The organism is Bacillus sp. 3a (assembly GCF_017161885.1).
Taxonomy (GTDB): domain Bacteria; phylum Bacillota; class Bacilli; order Bacillales; family Bacillaceae; genus Bacillus; species Bacillus safensis.
The window spans coordinates 3069312-3090932 of the sequence record NZ_CP067376.1 but is presented as its reverse complement, the minus strand read 5'-3'; the positions used below and the strand labels follow the sequence as shown (position 1 = coordinate 3090932).

Sequence of the window (21621 nt, the reverse complement as noted above, 5' to 3'; positions counted from 1 at the left end):
AAATGATAATCTTTATCAATTGGAGGAGTGTTTTATTATGTCCATCAAAACCGTTTCTAAAAATCAGCAATTTTTAGAGCAGCAAAGTCAAAGAGAATCTAATGCAAGGTCTTACCCGAGACGGTTCCCATTAGCCATGCAAAAAGCCGAGGGTATGATCGTGACAGATGCAGATGGCAGAGAGTTTTATGACTGTCTGGCAGGCGCAGGAACACTTGCACTTGGTCACAATCATCCGGTTGTTATAGAAGCTATTGAACGTATGCTTCATGAAAAAAGACCATTGCATACGTTGGACATAACCTCAGAAATTAAAGAAGAGTTTGTGAATGAAATTTTTTCTCACCTGCCAGAAGAGTTTGCAAAGAGAGCAAAAATTCAATTTTGTGGACCAACTGGCGGTGATGCCATAGAAGCTGCGATTAAATTAGTCAAGACAGCGACAGGTAATCGTTCCATTCTTTCTTTCCACGGTGCTTATCACGGTGCGACACATGGCACGATGTCATTAAGCGGAAATTTGTCTCCAAAGGAAAGAGTGCAAGGGTTAATTCCAGATGTGCATTTCATGCCTTATCCATATGAATATCGCTGCCCATTTGGCATTGGCGGTAAAGATTCACACCGTATTTCCAGTTCTTATATTGAGCGTGTATTAAATGATCCTGAAAGTGGTATTCTTCCGCCAGCAGGTATGATCTTTGAAGCTGTGCAAGGTGAGGGAGGCTCAATTCCAGCATCTATTGAATGGATAAAAGAAATGAGAAGAATCACAAAAGAAAAAGGCATTCCGCTCATTATCGATGAGGTTCAATCAGGCATTGGCCGAACAGGTAAGATGTTTGCCTTTGAACATGCAGGAATTGTGCCAGACGTTATTGTATTATCTAAAGCCATTGGTGGAAGCCTGCCGCTTTCAGTTGTGATTTATGATCAAGATTTGGATCAATGGAATCCAGGTGCACACATTGGCACATTTAGAGGAAATCAAATGGCGATGGCTGCAGGAACTGCTACGCTTAAATTTATAAAAGAAACCAATCTGCTTGATCATGTAGACCAGTTAGGGAATCGCATGCAGGCTTATTTAAAAGACATTCAAAAAAATGTACCTGCTATCGGTGATGTTCGAGGAAGAGGATTAATGATTGGTGCTGAAATTGTCAATCCAAATGAAAAGCAGGATGTGGATGGAAGTTATCCAGCAAATCCTGAGCTAGCAAGTCTCATTCAAAAGAATTGCTTCGACAAAGGCTTAATTGTAGAGACAGGAGGCCGTTTCGGTAGCGTCATTCGATTCTTACCGCCATTGATCATGACAGAAGAACAGCTTGAACAAGTCATCGCCATTTTCAAAGAGGCCGTTTACGATGCAATCAACTAAAGCTTCTGTGGATTCATTATTTATCAATCAAAGCCAGCTTGGAAGAGAGTCCTTCCGAGCGGCTCTTCATACATCTATCGACAGCTTACTGGATCAGTGGCAAAAAGACCAAGGACCATACAGCGGAATATTGCCTGGGAAATTAGCGGCTAGTGTCGAATCCTTATTTCAGTTTCAACCGTCTGGCGAATCAATGGAATCTGTCTTTCAAGATATAAAGCAGCATCTTTTGCCGCATCTCGTTGATGTATCGCATCCTAAATGCTTGGCACATTTGCATTGCCCGCCGCTCATACCTGCTCTTGCCGCAGAGGTGATGGTAAGCTCCTTTAACCAATCAATGGATTCCTTCGATCAAAGCGGTATTGCATCTTTGGTTGAGGAGGAAATTTTAAAGTGGCTATGTGCGAAGTTTTCTTATGGAAATCTAGCAGATGGGACATTTACGAGCGGTGGCACCCAATCTAACTATATGGGACTGCTTCTTGCAAGAGATGCATTTTGTGAAAACACATGGCAATGGAATGTTCAGCAGAAAGGCTTGCCGAGTGAGGCTCACCGCATGAAAATTCTTTGCTCTAAGAATGCACACTTCACTGTGAAGAAATCTGCATCCCAGCTAGGCTTAGGGGAGCAGGCAGTCGTTCTAGTAGAAACGGATGAGCATCACCGTATGGACCTCAATGATTTGAAGAAGAAACTTGTTGAGTTAAAGGAACAGGATCTCCTGCCTTTTGCGGTAGTGGCGACTTGCGGGACAACTGATTTTGGCAGTATTGACCCGGTTCGAGATGTGTATGACATCGTCAAGCCATACGGTCTATGGATTCACGCAGATGCTGCTTACGGAGGTGCGCTTATATTAAGCGAAACCTACGGGTGTAAATTAGAAGGTATTGAGCTTGCTGATTCCATCACCATTGATTTTCATAAACAATTTTATCAGCCGATCTCCTGCGGAGCATTTTTGCTGAAGGATAAAAGACATTTAGGCTTGATCAATTATCATGCAGATTATCTTAATCCAAAGGAAGATGAACTGGATGGAATACTACATCTTGTCCATAAATCTGTCCAAACGACGCGCCGGTTCGACGCACTGAAATTGCTTCTTTCTCTTCGTCTGATTGGAGAGGAGGGGTTTGGTGACATTATTGACCATACCATTGATTTTGCGAAGGATGTGGCAGCACTTATAGAGAGAAATGATCACCTTGAAGTGATCAATCCTGAGCCAGAAATCAATGCAGTTGTGTTTCGATTTAAGGATGACCAACGAACGGATGACATCAATAAAATCATTCATCGAACGCTGTTCAAATCAGGAGTTGCTGTCATTGCGAAAACAGTGGTGGATGGTCAAACATGCTTAAAATTCACTTTGTTAAATCCGAGAACGACAATCACACATATTGAGGAAATCCTTTCTGACATCGTTGATATCGGGATCGCTCATATTCAATCCGGGAGGGTACTACGTTGAGTCAATATAAACAAATGGCTGAAAATGCAACTATGCAAAGCTTTTTAAACTGTTTTTTACGTGAAACAGGAATCGATCGATCTGCAAAAAAAGAGACGAAAGCAGATGGTTCGCTTGTATTCGTGGCAAAACTAGCAAAGCAAGACCTTGAGCTTGTGATTCCGATCCGATATTTTTCATCTGTAGGCCGCCATCTCTTTGATTTTCCGATTCGCTTTCGTCCAAGTGGCAGCGAAAAAGAGGGAACGGTCGTCGATTACACGACACTTGTTGCTTTATGTTCAAAGGAGCTTCTCATTGCATATGGCCGTACAGATGCAGAGGATGAATTCATGCTTCGCATCATTTTAAGCTGCCGAAATATTGAACGATTCTTAAAGGAGAGAGAAAGTGATCAAGCTGCTTTATCTCAAGCTGATTTTGAGTACATCGAGGCTGAGCAGTCACTTCTCCTTGGACATTTAACACATCCTACACCAAAAAGCAGACAAGGGATGACAGAAGAGGAGGAAGCCGTCTATTCTCCTGAGCTGAAAGGAGCTTTCCAGCTTCATTACTTTAAAGCGCACCATTCGATTGTGCTTCAGGATTCGTCTATTTCACAATCTGCGGCAAGCCTCATGTTAGAAGAGCTTTCGCGTCAGGTGCCAAAAGAAACAGAGAGGCTGAATAGGTTAACAGAAAACGGAGAATATATGCTCATTCCGATTCATCCGCTGCAAGTCAAAGTGGTCATGGAGAAGGCATTCGTGAAGCGTTATATAGAGGAGGGGAAACTGACTTATTTAGGACCGCTCGGGTCTGAATACACAGCGACCTCATCCTTTAGAACGGTCTATCAAAAGGATTCTGCTTACATGCTCAAATTCTCTGTTCCTGTGAAAATTACAAACTCGTTACGCATCAATAAACAAAAGGAACTGGATCGCGGGGTTGAGATGTCCCGCATCTTAAAAACAGAATTAGGCGTTTCTTTATATGAAAAATTTTCTGGATTCCGGGTCATTGAAGATCCTGCATATCTCTCTATTCTAGGAGATGAAACGGAATCTGGCTTTGAAGTGGTCATTCGTCAAAATCCATTCTTGCATCGTGAAAAAGGCGCAAGCTTAATTGCTGGGCTGTGTCAGGATCATGCGTATGGAGGAAAATCGAGATTAGCAGGAATTATTCATAAACTTGCAGGCGCAGAAGGCAGGTCAACAGAAGCGGTCAGCCAAGATTGGTTTAAACAATATTTGACTATTTCGTTAAAGCCGATGCTCTGGCTGTTTGAAACGTATGGTCTTGCACTCGAGGCCCATCAGCAAAATGCTGTTGTGCAAATGAAGGATGGTTATCCAGAGACCTTCTATTACCGTGACAACCAAGGCTACTATTATAGTGAATCGAAAAAGGATAAGCTCGCGAATCTAGTTCAAAACTTGAGCGTAAGAAGTGAAACCATTTGTGCGGATGATGTAGCCGTTGAGAGACTCCGTTATTATTTCTTCTTTAATCATTTATTTGGTCTCATTAATGGCTTTGGCACAGAAGGCCTTGCAAAGGAAGAAGATTTGCTGGCACTCGTGAGAGATACATTACTCGCTCATGAGGAGACATACGGAGCATCTGAACTGACTAACAGCCTTCTCCGCTCAAAAGAACTTCCTTCAAAAGCGAATTTGCTGACACGATTTGAAGATATGGATGAGCTGACCGGATCTCTGGAAACACAATCTCGTTACACGGCTGTCTTGAATCCGCTCTTTTTACATAAGGAGGCGCTGATTGGATGAGGCATCGTATTAGGTTTATTCGTGCTGAATATGAAAGAGACGTTCAGCTTGTCCATAAGTGGATGCAAGAAGAGTATGTTCACCCATTTTGGCATTTGAATATTCCGTTTTCTGATTTTGAAAAGCATTTTTATCAGGCGATACATGATCCGCATCAAACCCTTTATTTAGGCACGATTGATGGGACGCCAATGAGTTATTTTGAGGCTTACAACGTGAAAGGGGATATCATTGAATCCTACTATGAGCCTTCTCCGCATGATCAAGGTATCCACCTGTTAATAGGGGAGCCGGATTATGTGGGAAAAGGATTTGCTGAGCCGCTCCTTCAGGCAATGACAGCATTTCAATTTGAGCAGAACAAACGAACAGAAAAAATCGTTGCTGAGCCGGATATTCGCAATGAAAAAATGATTCATGTATTTGAAAAATGCGGCTTCGAACGTGTAAAATCAGTTACTTTACCCGACAAAACAGGTCTTTTGATGTTTTGTGATCGAGAACGATTCGAAAGGAAGTATAACCATGACGCGGTTCAACAAGCAAAATAATATAGTGGATGTAATAGGGATCGGCATTGGCCCATTTAACCTGGGGCTTGCCGCATTATCTGAAGAGGTAAATGAAATCGACGCTTTGTTTTTTGAAAGAAGTGAAGCCTTTCACTGGCACTCAGGGATGCTCATTGAAGGGACAACACTGCAAGTCCCATTTTTAGCGGACCTTGTCAGCATGGCAGATGTGAAAAGCAAATATAGCTTTCTCAACTATTTGCAGGAACAAAACCGTTTGTATTCATTTTACTTTCTAGAGGACTTCCATATCCCGCGCAAGGAATACAGTCATTATTGCCGCTGGGTCGCTGACCAGTTAGATTCCTGCCGATTTGGCATGAACGTCGAATCTGTCTCACTGATTGAAAAGGCAGGGGAAAAGCGCTATGAAGTGCATGTCCGTCATGTAAAGGACCAAACTGTAGAGGTGTTTGAAAGCAAACATCTCGTCTTAGGAATTGGCACGCAGCCGGCGATACCCGCATCGCTCCAGCCAGCTTTAGGAGAGAAGGTTTTTCACTCAGCTGACTATTTAAAACGAAAAAAAGAAGGCTGTTTCAAAGGGAAATCTGTAACAGTTATCGGCTCTGGTCAAAGTGCGGCAGAAGTGTTTTATGACATTTTATCAGATGATGAGGCAAAGGATATTCACTGGTTTACACGATCAAAAGGATTTTTCCCAATGGAATATTCAAACCTTGGACTTGAGTATTTCTCCCCTGACTATATTGATTTCTTTTATGAGCTTCCGCAAGCCAAAAAGGATGCGTTATTAAAACAGCAAGACTTGCTTTATAAAGGTATCAGTTCGGCGATGATTCGTGATATTTATCATTTGCTTTATGAACGTTCTGCCTGCGGAAACCAGCTGAACACAGTGCTTCAAGCCATGACAGAGGTCAACTTGATTGAGGAAACAGCGGGCGGGTTATCACTTTCATGCACGCAATGGGTCAAGGAAGAATCCTTTACACATGAAACGGATATTGTCGTATTGGCGACTGGCTATCAATCCGTTCTGCCGCCATTTATCAACCCTATTTCTCATCACATTCAATGGGATGATCAAGGGAGATTCCAAGTTGAACGTGAATATCGTTTGAAAACAAATACGATGGGTGAAAATGATATTTTTGTACAAAATGCAGAGCTTCATACTCATGGGGTCGGCGCACCAGATTTAGGGCTGGGGGCTTATCGAAACAGTGTGATCATCAATGAACTTGCTCGTCAAACCGTGTATCCACTTTATCAAAAGCACGTCTTCCAGACATTTGGTACACACAAGAACGCACACACATTTGAAGAAATGAAAGGATAAGGAGGATGAAGCGATGAGTGTACAAGATGAATTGAAAAAAGCGGTGAATCCTGCTGCTTGGAAAAAGGCAAACCAGCGAATGGTGGCTAAAATGCTGTCTGAATATATGTATGAGGACATGCTTCATCCTGTTGAGCTGGATTGTAAGGATGGCATCGCGCAGTATGAATTAATCATTCACGAACATAAGAAATATCGTTATCTGGCAAAACCTCGGTTGTTTGATAGTTTTGATACAATCGCTGAATCAATTGAGTACTGTCAAGATGGAAAATGGTCAAAGGATGTCAGTGCCATTGTGTTTTTACTAGACATTCAGCCGATCATTCCAATGTCCTCTGACACAACAGGCCATCTTATCAAAGAGCTTCACCATACTTTGTTAGCCGATGTCCATTTGCTGTCGAAAAAAGCACTTCGTGCGGATGAACTGACAGATACGGATTATGCATGGATTGAAGGAGAAATGACAGGCCATCCTTGGATTGTGTATAACAAAGGACGTATAGGATTTAGCTACGATGATTACTTAGCCTATGCACCTGAACGGCAGGAATGTGTGCAGCTGTCTTGGATTGCTGTACATAGAGAGCTTGCGACATTCCATGCAGTCGATCATGAAAACTATGAGCAGGTGATCGCCAAAGAATTAGATGAAGTCACGATTCGTCAATTTCAGCGTGTGTTAAAGGATGAAGGACTGAATGCAGCTGACTATTATATGATGCCTGTTCATCAGTGGCAGTGGACGCATATGATTATTCAGCATTTCCCTGAAGATTTGGCCTTGCGCCGGATTGTGTATTTGGGAGAAGGGCTGGATCAATATATCCCGCAGCAGTCGATCAGAACCTTTACAAATATCTCAAATAAAGACAAGCATCATATTAAACTGCCAATGAGTATTTTAAATACGCTCGTGTACCGTGGACTCCCATCAGAACGTACGGTCATTGCCCCGCGCATTACAGCGCATATTAAAGGGATTGCCGATCAAGACTCATTTTTATCTGATGTCTGCCGCGTCATTTTACCAGGTGAGAATGCAAGTATCAATGTCGATCATCCATACTACAGCAAACTGCCTGGTGCGCCGTATCAATATCTTGAGATGCTCGGTGTCATTTTTAGAGAAAGCATTTATACGTACTTAGAAGAAGGGGAGAGCCCTGTTACACTTGCGGCACTTACTTACGAGGATCATGAAGGTGAGCCGTATATCAAGCAGCTGATTGAAAAATCAGGTCTCTCAGCAAAAGAATGGATGGCGAAGTTCTTCCATGTCGTGATGCCGCCGCTGCTGCACTTTATGTATCAATACGGCACAGTCTTTTCACCGCATGGGCAAAATACAATTCTTGTGTTAAAAAATCATCAGCCGCATCGTTTGGCGATCAAAGATTTCGTTGATGATGTGAATATAAGTGACCAGCCGCTGCCTGAATTAGCTTCACTAGAAGAAGATTTAAAAGAAGTGCTGCGCAGTGAGCCGCCAGAAGGTCTAGTACAATTTATCTTTACAGGATTATTTATTTGCAATCTGCGTTATGTATCCAACGTATTAGACAATCACAATCTGTTAGATGAAACGACTCTTTGGCGTTTGCTTGCTGAAGAAATTCAGCAGTATCAAAAGCAATTTCCACAGCTAAAAGACCGTTTTGAATTATTTGATCTATTCCAGCCGAAGCTGACAAAGCTTTGCTTAAATCGTAATCGAATGATTGATTATGGCTATGGAGATGGAGATGACCGCCCGCATGCTTCAGAGCATGGGAAGGTCACAAATGCACTCGCTCATGTTCTTTCGTCAGTTGGGGAGAAGTAATAGAAAAGCTGTAGACATCAAGTGTCTACAGCTTGTTTGTTTTTTAAGAAAATGCTTGAGAGGCAAGAAAATAGAAAAGGGCGGGATCATTTAGTTTTTCTTTCCCGCGAATCATCATAAAATGCGCTACGTTTGTTTTTGTAAATCCTGCTTCAACAAGTGTTTCATGCAGGCGCTCAGCAGTTTCTTCCTGCATATCTATACGAATTGCCCCTGAATAAGACGAGATGAGTGATTGGATGAGAGCGAGAGCGGTTTGTTCATCGTTTGCTGTAAGCGGTCCAATCATTAGATTAGCAGGGGTTTCGATGCCAAATGCAAAGCCAGTTGTTTCATGATGCGCATTCTTTGCGATCAGCCGGAACGATGCTCGTTCCATTCGCTTTCTTATAAAGCTTGATCGATTGGTGCCTGCACCTTTTTCGTCAAGAGCTTCAATAGATGGAAGGTCCGCTTCATCAGCAGGAGAAAGGTGAATCCCGCGTGACACACGAAAAGCCGATGGATTCGTGGTCTGTGCTTTGTATGTATGAATATAGCCGGCCGTTTGGAATCCGATTTTTTCGTAAACGGGCTGTCCTTGTACAGTAGCAGTTAAAACGACAGGAACACTTTGATCGCTTCGGCGAAGCAGGGTGTCAATCATTTTCCGCGCAAGGCCTAAGCCGCGATGCGTCTCAGATACAATAACGGCACCAATTGATGCTGCTTTATCATATTGGAAAAGTCCCGCACATGAGATCACTTGTCCATCTGTTGTTGAAAAACCTGTAAAATATCCGTTTGTTAAAAGAGATGTAAGCTCATCCTCATTGTAATCAGGCCAGTCGACCTCTTTTGACAATGCGATAAGATCGGGTATGTCATCAAGTGTTAAAGTTCGTTGTACAACGTTTTTCAATACACGCAACTCCTTCTTAGCTGATTTCATCTATATGTATCGTACCATATGAAGGCATAAGAAAAAGGAAAAGGAAGATCCTTTTCCTCTCAGCGTGTATCAAATAAGAACCCCCAATGACGGAGGTTCTAGTCTTAATGAACATTAAAATATCGAGCTTCAGGGTGGGAAACGACGATCGCAGAAACAGATGCTTCAGGTTCCATCATGAATCCTTCTGTCAGATGGATGCCGATTTTTTCAGGCTGAAGCAGCTTGAACAGCTTTTCCTGGTCCTCAAGATTTGGACACGCTGGATAACCAAAGGAATAGCGCTGCCCTTGATATTTCGCTTGGAATCGTTTTTCCATTGTAAAATCGACTGGATCAGGGAATCCCCATTTGTCACGAATCACTTGGTGGGTTCTTTCAGCCAATCCTTCTGCAAGCTCAAGTGCCAGAGCTTGGACAGCATGCATTTTTAAATAATCTCCTTCCTGCTTAAATTGCTGCGCGACTTCACGTATACGCGCGCCGGCTGTGACGGCGAATAAGGCAATATAATCTTTCTCGTTTTCATCACTTTTCCGTACATAATCAGAAATAGAGCGGTACGGGAGCTTCTCCTGCCTTGGAAATTGGAACGTTTCAATGATGCGGTCAGGTTCTTCGGGATCATAAATATGCAAATCATTTCCGTCTGAACTGGCAGGGAAGAATTGATACACAAATGCTGGCGCAAACCAGTTTTTCTCTCTGCCTTCGTTTAGAAGATCTGTGACAAGCTGTTTTAATTCCAATGCTTTTGGGTGCTGTTCAGCTAATAAGGTTTTGACCTTTCCCTTTAAACCGAGATGATGACCAATGAGCATTTGTTCATTCACATATGGCATAATATGATGCAAATCGATGTCCTTCACATAATGGCGTGTGGTATTTTCTGGCGTAAATACCGGTGCTTGCGGGAGAGATGCGCGTTTTTCTAGTAATTCAATGACAGCTTTCGGCTGCTTTCCTTCTTTCTCCTTGATAGGTGCCGCTGGCTCTTCTGGCGGCTTTGTTTGAAATTGCAGTGGATTTGCTTTTAACTCATTGGCTAATGACAGTCCGTCCATAGCATCTTTTGCATAAAGAACAGGCCCATCATAATGAGGCGAAATTTTCATTTTTGTAAATTTACGAGAAAGGGCAGCACCGCCGACCAAAATAGGAACAGAAATGTTTGCTTTTTGTAAATCCTGAGCGGTTAGTACCATTTGCTGTGCGGACTTTACAAGTAAGCCTGATAATCCAATCATATCTGGTTTTTCCTTTTGCACAGCTTCAATCAATGTTTGAGGAGTCACCTTGATGCCGAGGTCGACCACTTGAAAGCCATTATTGCTCAAAATGATGTCGACAAGGTTTTTCCCGATATCATGGACATCTCCTTTAACGGTGGCAAGCAGAATCTTTCCTTTCCCGCTTGCATGCTGCTTTTCCATATATTGCTCAAGAAACGAAACAGATGCTTTCATGACCTCTGCCGATTGGAGTACCTCGGCTACGATCAGTTCGTTTTGATTAAAAAGACGACCAACTTCAGCCATTCCCTGCATTAACGGGCCATTGATGATATGAAGCGGCGATTCATAATGCTCCAAAGCAAGGGATAGATCATCGATGAGACCTTCTTTCGTTCCCTCGACGACGTAGAGCGCCAGCCTTTCATCAAGTGATAAGGAGACCTTTGGTTTTTTCTCCGTTTTCTTTTTGCCGCGGTAAAATTGGGTGAATTCAGCCAGTGTTTGATCATTTGTTTCATAAAGTAAGGTTTCAGCTAGTTTGATTTCTTCCTTTGGAATGGAAGCGAAGCGTTCAAGCTTTTCTGTATTGACAATGGCATAGTCAAGTCCTGCTTGCACGCAATGATATAAATAGACAGCATTTAAGATTTCTCTGCCAACAGGCGGAAGTCCGAAAGATACGTTGCTAATGCCTAAAATGGTGAGGCACTCAGGCAGGGTTTCCTTGATCATTTTAATGCCTTTGATCGTTTCTTCAGCGGCGCCAATATATTGCTCGTCTCCAGTGCCTACGGGAAAGACAAGCGGATCAAAAATGATGTCACTTGCGGGAATTCCATACTTCCTCGTTAGCAAATCGTGAGAACGTACAGCAATTTCAAGCTTTCGTTCTGCTGTCACGGCCATTCCTATTTCATCAATCGTGCCAACAACAAGTGCACCGCCATATAGCTTTACAAGAGGAAGAATCTCTTCAAAGCGTTCCTCGCCATCCTCAAGGTTGATGGAATTGATGATGGCTTTCCCTTGAGAATAGGTGAGTGCCTTTTCAATCACGTGTTTATCCGTTGAATCAATGACAAAAGGGGCTTTCACCTTTTTCATGGCTTCTTGTAAAAAGCCTTCCATGTCTGCTGCCTCATCACGGTCTGGGTCGGCGAGACACACATCAACGACGTGAGCGCCATTTTTCACTTGAGCACGAGCAATTTCTGCTGCTTCTTCAAACTTTTGTTCCGCAATGAGCCGTTTGAATTTGCGAGAACCAATGACATTGGTCCGTTCGCCTACAAAAAGAGGACGCATTGAATCCTCATAAATAAGGGGCTCAATTCCTGATACGGTATGCTGCGGTGATTCTCGAGTGATATGACGCGGCTGAATCGTGCGTACTTCATCTGACAATGCTTGAATATGCGCAGGTGTAGTCCCACAGCAGCCGCCGACGATATTTAACCAGCCTTCCTTAGCAAAGGCGGCGATTTTCTTCGCAAGAGAGGCAGGGGATTCATGATATTGGCCTTCTTCATCTGGGAGACCAGCATTCGGATAGCAGCTCACCGCTGACTTTGCGATGGAGGAGAGCGTGCGGATGTGGTCTGTCATAAATTCTGGACCAGTCGCACAGTTCAGGCCCACACTGATGGGTTTCATATGCTCAAGAGAGATATAAAAGGCTTCGATATCTTGACCAGCAAGGGTGGTGCCCATCGGTTCAATCGTACCTGATACCATGAGTGGTAATTGAATGCCGGTCTGCTGAAAGGCTTCCTGAATCCCTTTGAATCCAGCTTTTACATTCAGCATATCTTGGCTTGTTTCTAAAAGAAGGGCATCACACTTACCGTCAATCAGAGCGCGGGCCTGTTCTTCATAGTTTCTGACGAGCTTACTAAAGGTTGTGCCGCCTGTTACAGATAATGTTTTCGTTGTCGGGCCCATTGCGCCTACAACAAAACGAGGCTGCTCCGGTGTAGAGAAACGGTCTGCTTCAGCCTTAGCCAGCTGCGCAGCTCGAACATTGAGTTCATAGGCAAGATGGCCAAGCCCATATTCATCAAGGACGAGCTCTGTCGCGCCGAACGTATTTGTTTCAATGAGGTCAGCATTTGCTTCGAGGTACTCCCTATGGATCTTAGAGATGATGTGAGGGGCTGTCACATTCAAATACTCGTTACAGCCCTCATACTCTTCTCCGCCAAAGTCCTCTGCTGTCAGGTTGGCGTTTTGAATCATTGTGCCCATTGCCCCATCAAGCACGAGGATGCGTTTTTTGAGCTGTTCAGTGATAGTTGACATGGACGTTAGACTCCTTTTCTTTCTGATGGATGTAGGTGGTCAGTTCTGCTGTTAAATCTGATCGAAGGAAAGGAGTAATTAAATAAATGCCATTAAACAATTCGCAGGCTGTATCTAATAAAGAGCGGGCAATCGCTAAGCCTTCTGCTCGCTGCTTTTCTTTATCCTCGCCAGCTTTGGCCATAATGTCACGAATAGAATCAGATAATTTGATGCCTGGAATTTCGTGATGAATAAATTCTGCATTTCGGCTGCTTGTTAACGGCATAATGCCGATGTAAATCGGTTTATCCAAGTGGCGGCTTTCCTCATGAATTTTCACAAGCTGTTCCTCAGAATAAACAGGCTGTGAAATAAAATAATCAGCACCGTATTCGATTTTTTTCTCAAGACGTTTGACTGCTTTATCAATATGGCGCACATTTGGGTTAAACGCGCCAGCCACTGAAAAATTGGTCTTTTTGCCAAGGGGTTTTCCTGAGAAAGAAAGGCCTTCATTAAATTGTTTGATGAGACGAATCAAATCAAAGGAGGTTAAATCATAGACAGATGTTGCACCTGGGAAGTCTCCAATTTTAGATGGATCGCCTGTGATCGCTAAAATATCGGTTAATCCAAGGGTGTCGAGCCCCATTAAATGAGATTGAAGGCCAATCAAATTACGGTCGCGGCATGTGATATGAACAAGAGAACGCATATCGAGCTGCTGCTTTAATAATGCGCCGCAAGCGACATTGCTAATGCGCGGAGTCGCAAGAGAATTATCGGCTAACGTCAATGCATCAATGCCAGCATCCTTTAATTCATTTGCAGCAACGAGAAATTTTTCGAAGTTCAGCTTCTTCGGCGGATCAAGCTCTACGATAATCGATCGTTTTTTCACAGCCAGCTCATCAAGACCTGGCTCAGTGCGCTGATCTTGGATGGAAATGATTTCTTCTTTTAACACCTTCACTTCTTTTTCAGTGATCGGTGCTAAATCTTTGACCGCTTCAGCCATTGCGCTAATATGCTGAGGTGTTGTTCCGCAGCAACCTCCGATAATACGTGCGCCCTGATTTCTAAATTCAAGTGCACTTTTTCGGAAATAATCGTTATCGGTATCATAGACGAGTCTGCCTGCTTCAAGAGAGGGGAGACTGCTGTTAGGATAGACAGATAAGTGCGAATTTTCCAAAAGTGGAACGCCTTCTAGTGCCTGAATCATGTGATAAGGGCCCAGCCGGCAGTTGATGCCGACAACATCTGCACCAAGAGATGATAACTCAGATAAACCATCCTTCAGCGGGGTACCATCCTGCAAAACGCCTTGTTCATGCATAGAGACGTTCATGACAATCGGAAGAGTCGTTTCTTTGCGGGCAATTTGGAGAACAGCCTTTGCTTCTTCTATGTCATAATACGTTTCAAGCAACAATCCGTCAGGTTCTTCATTTAATAGGATGTACAGCTGCTCTCTAAAGCTTCGTTTGATTTCTTCTATAGAGTAGGCATTTTTGTTAAACGTCCGAATGCCGCCAATTGTTCCGAGTACATAAGCAGAGCCTGCGGCTGCTTTTGCAATTTGTACCGCTTTTGTATTGATGCGTTTCGTTTCTTCCTCTAAGCCGTAGCGGGATAGTTTAATATAATTCGCACCATATGTGTTCGTTTGGATGATGTCAGCGCCTGCCTGCACATATGCTTCGTGCACGCGTTTCACTTCATCCTCTTTCGATAAATTTAATTCTTCAAAGCAGCGGTCAATGCCGTAAGAGTATAAAAGTGTTCCCATCGCTCCGTCAGCTATCAGTACGCGGTTTTGTAAGTCTTGTAATAGGCCCATTGTATTCCTCCTTATTTCTATGTAACAAAAAAAGCCTTCTGATAAGAAGAAGACTTTTTGGCTGTATCGTAATTCTTCTCCTTATCTTCCAAGCAGTTGCTTGCTGGATTTAGCACCTTGGTCATAGAAAATAGATTTCTACTACACCGGTTGCTGAGGCTTCACAGGGCCAGTCCCTCTGCCTCTCTTGATAAGAAAGCAATATGAACATGTCAATGAATTGAACTTCCATCAACTGTAACGAAAAATGCAGAAATAATCAATGGAAAATTTGAAATTTATCGAAAATTTATAAATTGGACATCAATCGGCAAATCAGCCTTGCGCATAAGAGAAATCACCTCTTGTAAATCATCTTTATTTTTCCCTGTCACACGCACTTGGTCATCCTGAAATTGTGATTTCACTTTGATGCCAGACTGCTTGATAAGCGCGTTAATCTTTTTGGCGTTGTCTTGATCAATCCCGCTGATGAGCTTCGCACGCTGGCGCACTGTACCGCCTAGGGCATGCTCAGTTTTTCCATAATCGATATTTTTAGTTGGAACATTTCGTTTGATCAGTTTTGTCACAAGCACATCTTTTAGCTGCTCAAGTTTGAAGTCATCATCAGAGATGAGAACGAGCTCTTCTTTTTCGAGAGAAATATCACTTTTACTTCCTTTAAAATCATAACGGTTTTTAATTTCTTTCAGTGCTGCTTGAACAGCGTTTTGCACTTCAGGCAGTTCAACCTTCGATACAATGTCAAATGAGCTTTCTTTTGCCATCACACATGACCTCCAAGTTTAGATATTGCGTCTATTTTATCATGCAAATAGCAGAAGAAGAAAACTTTATCAAAGAGTACAGCCGCCAACCGTATAAATCGTGTCCAATTTGTCCACTTTAGCTAACAGAACTAGAGATGTTCATGCGGGGAGAAGTATAGTAGAATAGAGTGAATCAAAAGATGAACGAACGCTCTTTTATGGGCAGATAGGAAGGAAGAGAACATGAGACCAGGTGAGCAACTGACCTTGCAAATAGAGAATGAAATGGAATACGGCTACTTTTTGACAGACGGTGAAGATTCGGTCCTCTTACACCGCAGTGAAATGACAGAAGATATTGGTGACCGAGATGAAGTAGAGGTCTACTTATATGTAGATCATGAAGAAAGACTCGCTGCCACGATGAAAATACCTACAATTAACGCACATACATACGGCTGGGTAGAAGTCGTGGACGTGGTAGAAGACATGGGCGCATTTGTCGATGTTGGGCTGTCAAAGGATGCACTTGTTGCAACAGAACATCTCCCGCCTTTTGAGGAAGCATGGCCGAAAAAAGGAGACAAACTCTACTGTATGCTGAAAGTCACAAGCTACGGCAGAATGTTCGCAAAACCAGCCACAGAAGACGTGATCAGTGAATTGTTTACTGAGGCACCAGAAACCTTAATGAACAAAGAAATCACTGGAACCATTTATCGTTTAATTGCGACAGGTTCCTTTATGCTGACAGATACAGGCGTGCGAGGGTTTATTCACCGCACGGAACGAAAGGAAGAGCCAAGATTAGGATCGACCGTTACAGGACGCGTCATTGCAGTGAAAGAGGATGGAACCGTAAACGTTTCTCTGCTTCCTAGAAAACAGGATGCATTATCTGTCGATGCAGAAGAAATTTTAACCTATATGAGAACAAGAAACGGTGCCATGCCTTATGGAGACAAAAGTGATCCAGAGGATATCCGCGAAAGATTTCAAATGAGTAAGGCAGCCTTTAAACGAGCACTAGGTCATCTCATGAAAAATGATCTAGTTTACCAAAAAGAAGGCTGGACATACGAGAAAAAGTGAGCATTTGCTCACTTTTTTATTTTTGTCTTAAATAATGGATTTTTTCTATGAAAAAAGTCATGAAAAACCTTCACTATATCATTGAAACAACGCCCCTCAAATCCGATAAAAAAGGAGTAAGGATGATAAAAGGAGTGTGTTTTTGGATGAAAGTGAAAATATCATTACTTCTGATGGCAGCCATGCTTATGGTGCTCGCCGCATGCGGTAATCAACAGGAAGGGGCGCCAAAATCAACTGCGAAGCATATTGGCGTTATGCTCACAGATGATGGTCTTGGTGATCAATCATTTAACGATTCATCATTTAAAGGATTAGAAAAAGCACGTGATGAGCTTGGCATTGAATTTGATTATAGAGAAATTGCAGAAACTGATACATATGAAAAAGGGCTGACAGAGCTCGTAAAAGAAGGCAATGACCTCATCATCGGTGTAGGCTTCAGTATGCAAGAAGACCTAGAAAAAGTCGCGAAGAAATATCCGAAGAAGCAGTTCCTGCTTATTGATGCCGTATCTGAGCTGAAAAATGTGACCTCTGTGACGTTTAAAGAAGAGCAAGGCAGCTATTTAGCGGGAGCACTTGCTGCAATGACAACGAAAAGCGATGTCATTGGATTTGTTGGCGGTGTTGACGCAGATGTCATCCATCGTTTTGAAAAAGGATTTCAAAAAGGCGCTAAATCAGTCAATCCGAAAATTAAGATCTTATCCACCTATGCCGGTACGTTTAGTGATGCAGGCAAGGGGAGTAAAATAGCCAAAGACATGATCAAAAAGAAAGCAGACGTTCTATATGCCGCAGCCGGCTACTCAGGTGTCGGTGTATTAAAAGAAGCGCAGTCACAGGGTAAATATGCTATTGGTGTAGACAGCGATCAGTACTATACTGCTGAAAAAGCGGTCATTTCGTCTATGGTGAAAAAAGTCGATGAAGTGGTCTATCAATTCAGCGAACAGCTCGTTAAGAACAATCAAATGAAAAGCGGGCATGTTGTCTATGACTTAAGCAATGATGGAATCGATATGGCAAAAATCCGGATCCTGAAAAATGCTGAGACACTGACCAAAAAATTAAATGGTCTGAAACAGACGCTTCTAAAAGAAGAGGAGGACGCATCATGAGCTTACGCGTCAAAATTTTACTCAACTCACTTACCTCACTTCTTTTAGCAGTTGGTGTTATCGCCTTTATCATTGTCAGCATGACAAAAATCCAATCATCAAATGAGACAGATGTCCAAACCCTATTAAATGTACAAAAAACGAAGGCAAGCTTTGAAAGTGTCGAGCAAGCCATGACCAATTATTCGATGACACTCTCAGATGAACAGCTAGAGATCGTTCAAAACGATATTTCTACAGCAAAAAAACAGCTGCAAACGTTAAACAAACATGCAGGAAATATGAACAAAGAGGCATTAACAAGGTTAAATTCAAAATATGACACGTGGACCAAGGAAGCAAACAATGCCATTGGTGAAAAAAACGCATCGGATGCAAGACGTGTGGCAGCAAGAATTGATGGCGTTTTAAACGATGTGCATACGATGAATAAAAGGGCAGAAGAAGCGTATAAACAAAATCTAGAGGCTGCAGCAGACAATGTCCAATGGATTATCACAAGTGCACTCGTCTCAGCCCTCACACTGATTGTCATTGCCGTCTTTTTGAATATTGGATTAACGCGATCCATCGTGACACCCATTAAATCACTATCCTACAGAGCAAAGCAGATCGCAGAAGGCAATCTTGCTGTGGAACGGATGGATATTCAGCGCAAGGATGAAATCGGCGGCTTGAATGAATCCTTTAATCAAATGACAGATCAGCTGATTAGTCTGATTAAAGAAATCAGCAATGTCTCAAGCAGAGTAGAGACATTCTCGATCCACCTCAATGATGAAAACAAAAAGATGATGGAGTCTGCGAATCAAGTATCTGTTTCGACAGACGAAATGGCCAATGGATCACAAGCGATTTCAGAAGATCTCCAGCACGGCGTCAGCTTGATTGAGAAAATGGACCAGCATGGACGTAAAAATTCCGAACGCTCACAAACGGTCATCCGCAGTACAGAGGATGCCATCGAAGCCGTAGAAAGCGGAAAGCACACGTTAACAGAAACAAAAAAAGCGATTGAAAAAAATACACATGCGACGAAACAAATCGAAGAATCAGCAGGAGAATTCACGCAATACGCCAGCGGAATCTCGGCCATGGCCAAAACGGTTTCTGATATTGCGGACCAAACAAACCTGCTTTCCCTAAACGCAGCCATTGAAGCGGCAAGAGCAGGCGAAGCTGGAAAAGGCTTTGCTGTTGTAGCAGATGAAATTCGTAAGCTTGCCGATGAATCGTCTAATGCAACAAGACAAATCTTTGACATGGTCAGTCATATTGAAAGAGGCATTCAATCCATTAGTCAAACTGTCCAAGAAGGGGTCAAGCTTTCACTTCAGCAGCAGGATGCGATGGACAAAACCTCACACTCCTTTGAAGATATAGAAACAAAAGCGCAGCATATTAAACAAGAAATGGCGGTCTTAAATGACCAAATTATGCAATCAACAGAACTTGGCGGACAAGTGCTGCACTCGATTGAAAATATTAGTGCAGTGGTAGAAGAAACAGCAGCTGGAAGCGAAGAAATTTCTGCCTCAGCCAATGAACAGCTGCAATCGTTCCATCAAATGAACAAACAGGTCGAAGAATTGATGAGTATGACGGCGAGGTTAAATGAAACCGTCCAGCGATTTAAACTTTCATAAGAAAAGCACCCTTCCCGTGTTGTGTCAGGGAAGGGTGCTTTTTATGATCATTTGCCTGTAAAAAAGATTGCAAGCGTGCTAGGTCCTGAATGGGACCCAACAGCGGCGCCGATGATCTGAATATCAATTTCCTTTGGATGGAATTCGGCTTCGATCAGCTGTTTCATGTCTTCCGCCAGTGCAAGATCATCACCATGACTAATACCAACCGTTTGGTTCGACCAATCCGTTCCGCGTTCTTTCATTAGTTCAATAATGCGCTTCAGCAGCTTTTTACGTCCGCGGATTTTTTCAAGCGGGATGAGTTTTCCATCTTCGACATGTAAAATGGGCTTAATGCTTAACAAACCGCCAACAAATGCGGACGCTTTACTGATTCTTCCGCCTCTTGCTAAATACGATAAATCGTCTACAGTAAAAATATGTTGTAAAGATTCACAAAAATGCTTTACAGACGTTTCAATTTCTTGTATTGTATTTCCGTCAATGGCAAGTGATTGAGCGTGTTTGACAGCAAGCCCATAGCCGAGTGAAGCGCATTTAGAATCAATGATTCGTAAATCAAAATCAGGGTATTCTTCCTTCACTTCGTTTGCCATCATCACAGCTGTCTGGTATGTACCTGAAAGCTCTGATGAAAAAGCGACATAGATGGCAGATGTATGGGTTTGAGCGGCAGAAACAAAGGTTTCCTTGATCCGGTTTGGTGAAGCCTGTGAGGTTTTTGGACTGGCTCCTTGTCTCATCGCATCAAATACTTGTTTTGGTTCAATGGTGATCAAATCCTCAAATTCCTGCTCGCCAAGTAATACGCGGAGCGGAATGAGCGTTATGTTATGTTCATCATAATAAGAAAGAGGCAGATCAGCAGCACTGTCTGCTATGATATGAACAGTCATATAAATCCCTTCTTTCTAAAAAATAAGCCATATTTTACATCTTTTTAGCCTAACTATATCATAGAAATCATCTTTTCGTGTTCAAATTCTAAATTTTAGGGAAAACCATAGAGAGAATGGTAAGTGGAGGAATGACAACATGTTCATTGGAGAAGCAAAAAAACTCATTGTCGTCGTTATTGGTGCATTACTCAATGCGATTGGACTGAATTTATTCTTAATCCCAGCTGACGTATATGCGAGCGGTTTTACAGGGGTAGCCCAGTTGTTATCCAGCTTAATCGATCAATATGCGCCATTTTATGTATCAACAGGGATTCTATTATTTATTTTAAACATTCCAGTCGGCATTTTAGGCTGGATGAAAGTTGGCCGTTCCTTTACTTTGTACAGCATCATCAGTGTTGCACTGACGACCATTTTCCTTGGCATTTTACCAGAAACGAGTGTTTCCCACGATATTTTATTAAATGCTGTGTTTGGCGGTGTCATATCCGCAGTAGGGATTGGAATCACGCTCAAATACGGGGCTTCGACAGGCGGACTTGACATTGTTGCTATGGTTTTAGCGAAGTGGAAGGATAAACCAGTTGGCACGTATTTCTTCATTTTAAATGGAATCATCATTTTTACAGCAGGATTATTACAAGGTTGGGAGAAAGCATTATATACCCTTGTCACATTATATGTGACCACAAGGGTCATTGATGCCATCCATACAAGACATGAGAAGCTGACCGCGATGATTGTCACGAAGAAAGCAGATGAAATCAAAGAAGCCATTTATGGAAAAATGGTCAGAGGCATTACGACTGTACCTGCAAAAGGTGCATTCACCAACGAACAAAAGGAAATGATGGTGATCGTCATTACAAGGTATGAGCTATATGAACTTGAACAAATTATTAAAGAAGTCGATCCAAAAGCCTTTACAAATATTGTGCAGACAACCAATATTCTTGGATTTTTCAGACGAGATTAAAAGGTGGGTAGCAGATGAAAAAAGGGTTGGTGCTTCTTCTCATTCTATTGGTTTTAGCCGCTTGTGGACAACAAAAAAAGGATGAACCAGACAAGGAGGTATCCGGTCAAATGGGAGAAAAAACGGTTGAGCTCACAGTAGACCCCGTCCAGAAAGGTTCTTCAGTTCAATTTAACATGTCACTGAAAAATGAATCAGATCGAGATTTTGAATTTACCTTTAACACAAGCCAAAAATTCGAGCTTAGTGTGTATGACGAAAACGGGAATGAACAATACCGCTATTCGAAAGACCGTATGTTCACACAGGCCATCCAAACTTTTGTGCTAAAAAAAGGCGAGGCCTATGATTTTCAAGATACATGGTCAAACGGTGTAAAGCCCGGAACATACGAAGCAGTCGTAACGTTTAAAGGAAAAGCAGAAGGGCTGAAACAAATCACGGAGAAGAAAACATTCCAAGTCAAATAAGCAAGGGAATCAAAAAAGC

The 21621-nt window shown here is 42.6% G+C and carries 16 protein-coding genes and 1 riboswitch; of the genes, 11 read left to right on the top strand and 5 right to left on the bottom strand.

Translation table 11 applies throughout. The features are described from left to right. Positions 1-37: 37 nt before the first annotated feature. Genes JJ692_RS15760 through JJ692_RS15735 form a run of 6 tightly spaced genes read left to right on the top strand, consistent with a single transcriptional unit; the run spans position 38 to position 8348 of the window. Positions 38-1384 (top strand): aspartate aminotransferase family protein, encoded by a 1347-nt coding sequence (locus JJ692_RS15760; protein WP_024425084.1) that lies wholly within the window; start codon positions 38-40, stop codon positions 1382-1384. Further along, positions 1371-2867, top strand: coding sequence for a pyridoxal phosphate-dependent decarboxylase family protein (locus JJ692_RS15755; RefSeq protein ID WP_073204659.1), 1497 nt, complete (start codon positions 1371-1373; stop codon positions 2865-2867). The genes JJ692_RS15760 and JJ692_RS15755 overlap by 14 nt, the downstream gene beginning before the upstream one ends. Further along, on the top strand, positions 2864-4645 hold the full coding sequence (locus JJ692_RS15750) for an IucA/IucC family protein (protein WP_073204662.1): 1782 nt from the start codon (positions 2864-2866) through the stop codon (positions 4643-4645). The genes JJ692_RS15755 and JJ692_RS15750 overlap by 4 nt, the downstream gene beginning before the upstream one ends. Then, positions 4642-5196 carry a GNAT family N-acetyltransferase gene (locus JJ692_RS15745; RefSeq protein ID WP_206533936.1) on the top strand — a complete coding sequence of 185 codons (555 nt, stop codon included), beginning with the start codon at positions 4642-4644 and terminating at the stop codon, positions 5194-5196. Before JJ692_RS15750 ends, JJ692_RS15745 begins: the two co-directional genes overlap by 4 nt. Beyond that, the gene (locus JJ692_RS15740; RefSeq protein WP_073204667.1) at positions 5171-6520 is read left to right on the top strand and encodes a lysine N(6)-hydroxylase/L-ornithine N(5)-oxygenase family protein; all 1350 of its coding nucleotides are present in this window, start codon (positions 5171-5173) and stop codon (positions 6518-6520) included. The genes JJ692_RS15745 and JJ692_RS15740 overlap by 26 nt, the downstream gene beginning before the upstream one ends. Positions 6521-6533: 13 nt before the next feature. Continuing rightward, positions 6534-8348 (top strand): IucA/IucC family protein, encoded by a 1815-nt coding sequence (locus JJ692_RS15735; protein ID WP_024425079.1) that lies wholly within the window; start codon positions 6534-6536, stop codon positions 8346-8348. A 43-nt stretch (positions 8349-8391) separates the two neighbouring features. Here the strand turns inward: JJ692_RS15735 and JJ692_RS15730 are convergent, their stop codons facing one another. The 4 genes from JJ692_RS15730 to JJ692_RS15715 all read right to left on the bottom strand — a co-directional run bounded on the left by JJ692_RS15730 (position 8392) and on the right by JJ692_RS15715 (position 15407). Then, on the bottom strand, positions 8392-9249 hold the full coding sequence (locus JJ692_RS15730) for a GNAT family N-acetyltransferase (protein WP_206533935.1): 858 nt from the start codon (positions 9247-9249) through the stop codon (positions 8392-8394). A 134-nt stretch (positions 9250-9383) separates the two neighbouring features. Continuing rightward, positions 9384-12812: a methionine synthase gene (metH, locus tag JJ692_RS15725; RefSeq protein WP_206533934.1), complete on the bottom strand. Its 3429-nt coding sequence runs from the start codon at positions 12810-12812 to the stop codon at positions 9384-9386. Then, entirely contained in the window at positions 12796-14637 is a 1842-nt protein-coding gene (locus JJ692_RS15720; protein ID WP_034621789.1) for a bifunctional homocysteine S-methyltransferase/methylenetetrahydrofolate reductase, read from the bottom strand. The genes metH and JJ692_RS15720 overlap by 17 nt, the downstream gene beginning before the upstream one ends. 78 nt (positions 14638-14715) lie before the next feature. After that, positions 14716-14834, bottom strand: a riboswitch (SAM riboswitch). 81 nt (positions 14835-14915) lie between these two features. After that, the gene (locus tag JJ692_RS15715; protein WP_012009527.1) at positions 14916-15407 is read right to left on the bottom strand and encodes a YajQ family cyclic di-GMP-binding protein; all 492 of its coding nucleotides are present in this window, start codon (positions 15405-15407) and stop codon (positions 14916-14918) included. Positions 15408-15632: 225 nt separating this feature from the next. On the opposite strand from JJ692_RS15715, the gene JJ692_RS15710 reads away from it, so the two are divergent. The 3 genes from JJ692_RS15710 to JJ692_RS15700 all read left to right on the top strand — a co-directional run bounded on the left by JJ692_RS15710 (position 15633) and on the right by JJ692_RS15700 (position 19251). Continuing rightward, complete coding sequence (locus JJ692_RS15710) at positions 15633-16481, top strand: CvfB family protein (RefSeq protein ID WP_025093387.1); 849 nt, start codon at positions 15633-15635, stop codon at positions 16479-16481. Positions 16482-16627: 146 nt separating this feature from the next. Beyond that, positions 16628-17605 carry a BMP family lipoprotein gene (locus tag JJ692_RS15705; RefSeq protein ID WP_044334216.1) on the top strand — a complete coding sequence of 326 codons (978 nt, stop codon included), beginning with the start codon at positions 16628-16630 and terminating at the stop codon, positions 17603-17605. Beyond that, the gene (locus JJ692_RS15700; RefSeq protein WP_044334204.1) at positions 17602-19251 is read left to right on the top strand and encodes a methyl-accepting chemotaxis protein; all 1650 of its coding nucleotides are present in this window, start codon (positions 17602-17604) and stop codon (positions 19249-19251) included. Before JJ692_RS15705 ends, JJ692_RS15700 begins: the two co-directional genes overlap by 4 nt. Positions 19252-19298: 47 nt before the next feature. On the opposite strand, the gene JJ692_RS15695 is transcribed toward JJ692_RS15700, so the two are convergent. Further along, positions 19299-20150: a DegV family protein gene (locus JJ692_RS15695; RefSeq protein ID WP_206533933.1), complete on the bottom strand. Its 852-nt coding sequence runs from the start codon at positions 20148-20150 to the stop codon at positions 19299-19301. 139 nt (positions 20151-20289) lie between these two features. On the opposite strand from JJ692_RS15695, the gene JJ692_RS15690 reads away from it, so the two are divergent. Next, on the top strand, positions 20290-21132 hold the full coding sequence (locus JJ692_RS15690) for a YitT family protein (RefSeq protein ID WP_024425072.1): 843 nt from the start codon (positions 20290-20292) through the stop codon (positions 21130-21132). A gap of 14 nt (positions 21133-21146) precedes the next feature. Continuing rightward, the gene (locus tag JJ692_RS15685; RefSeq protein WP_034621785.1) at positions 21147-21602 is read left to right on the top strand and encodes a BsuPI-related putative proteinase inhibitor; all 456 of its coding nucleotides are present in this window, start codon (positions 21147-21149) and stop codon (positions 21600-21602) included. Positions 21603-21621: the final 19 nt, after the last annotated feature.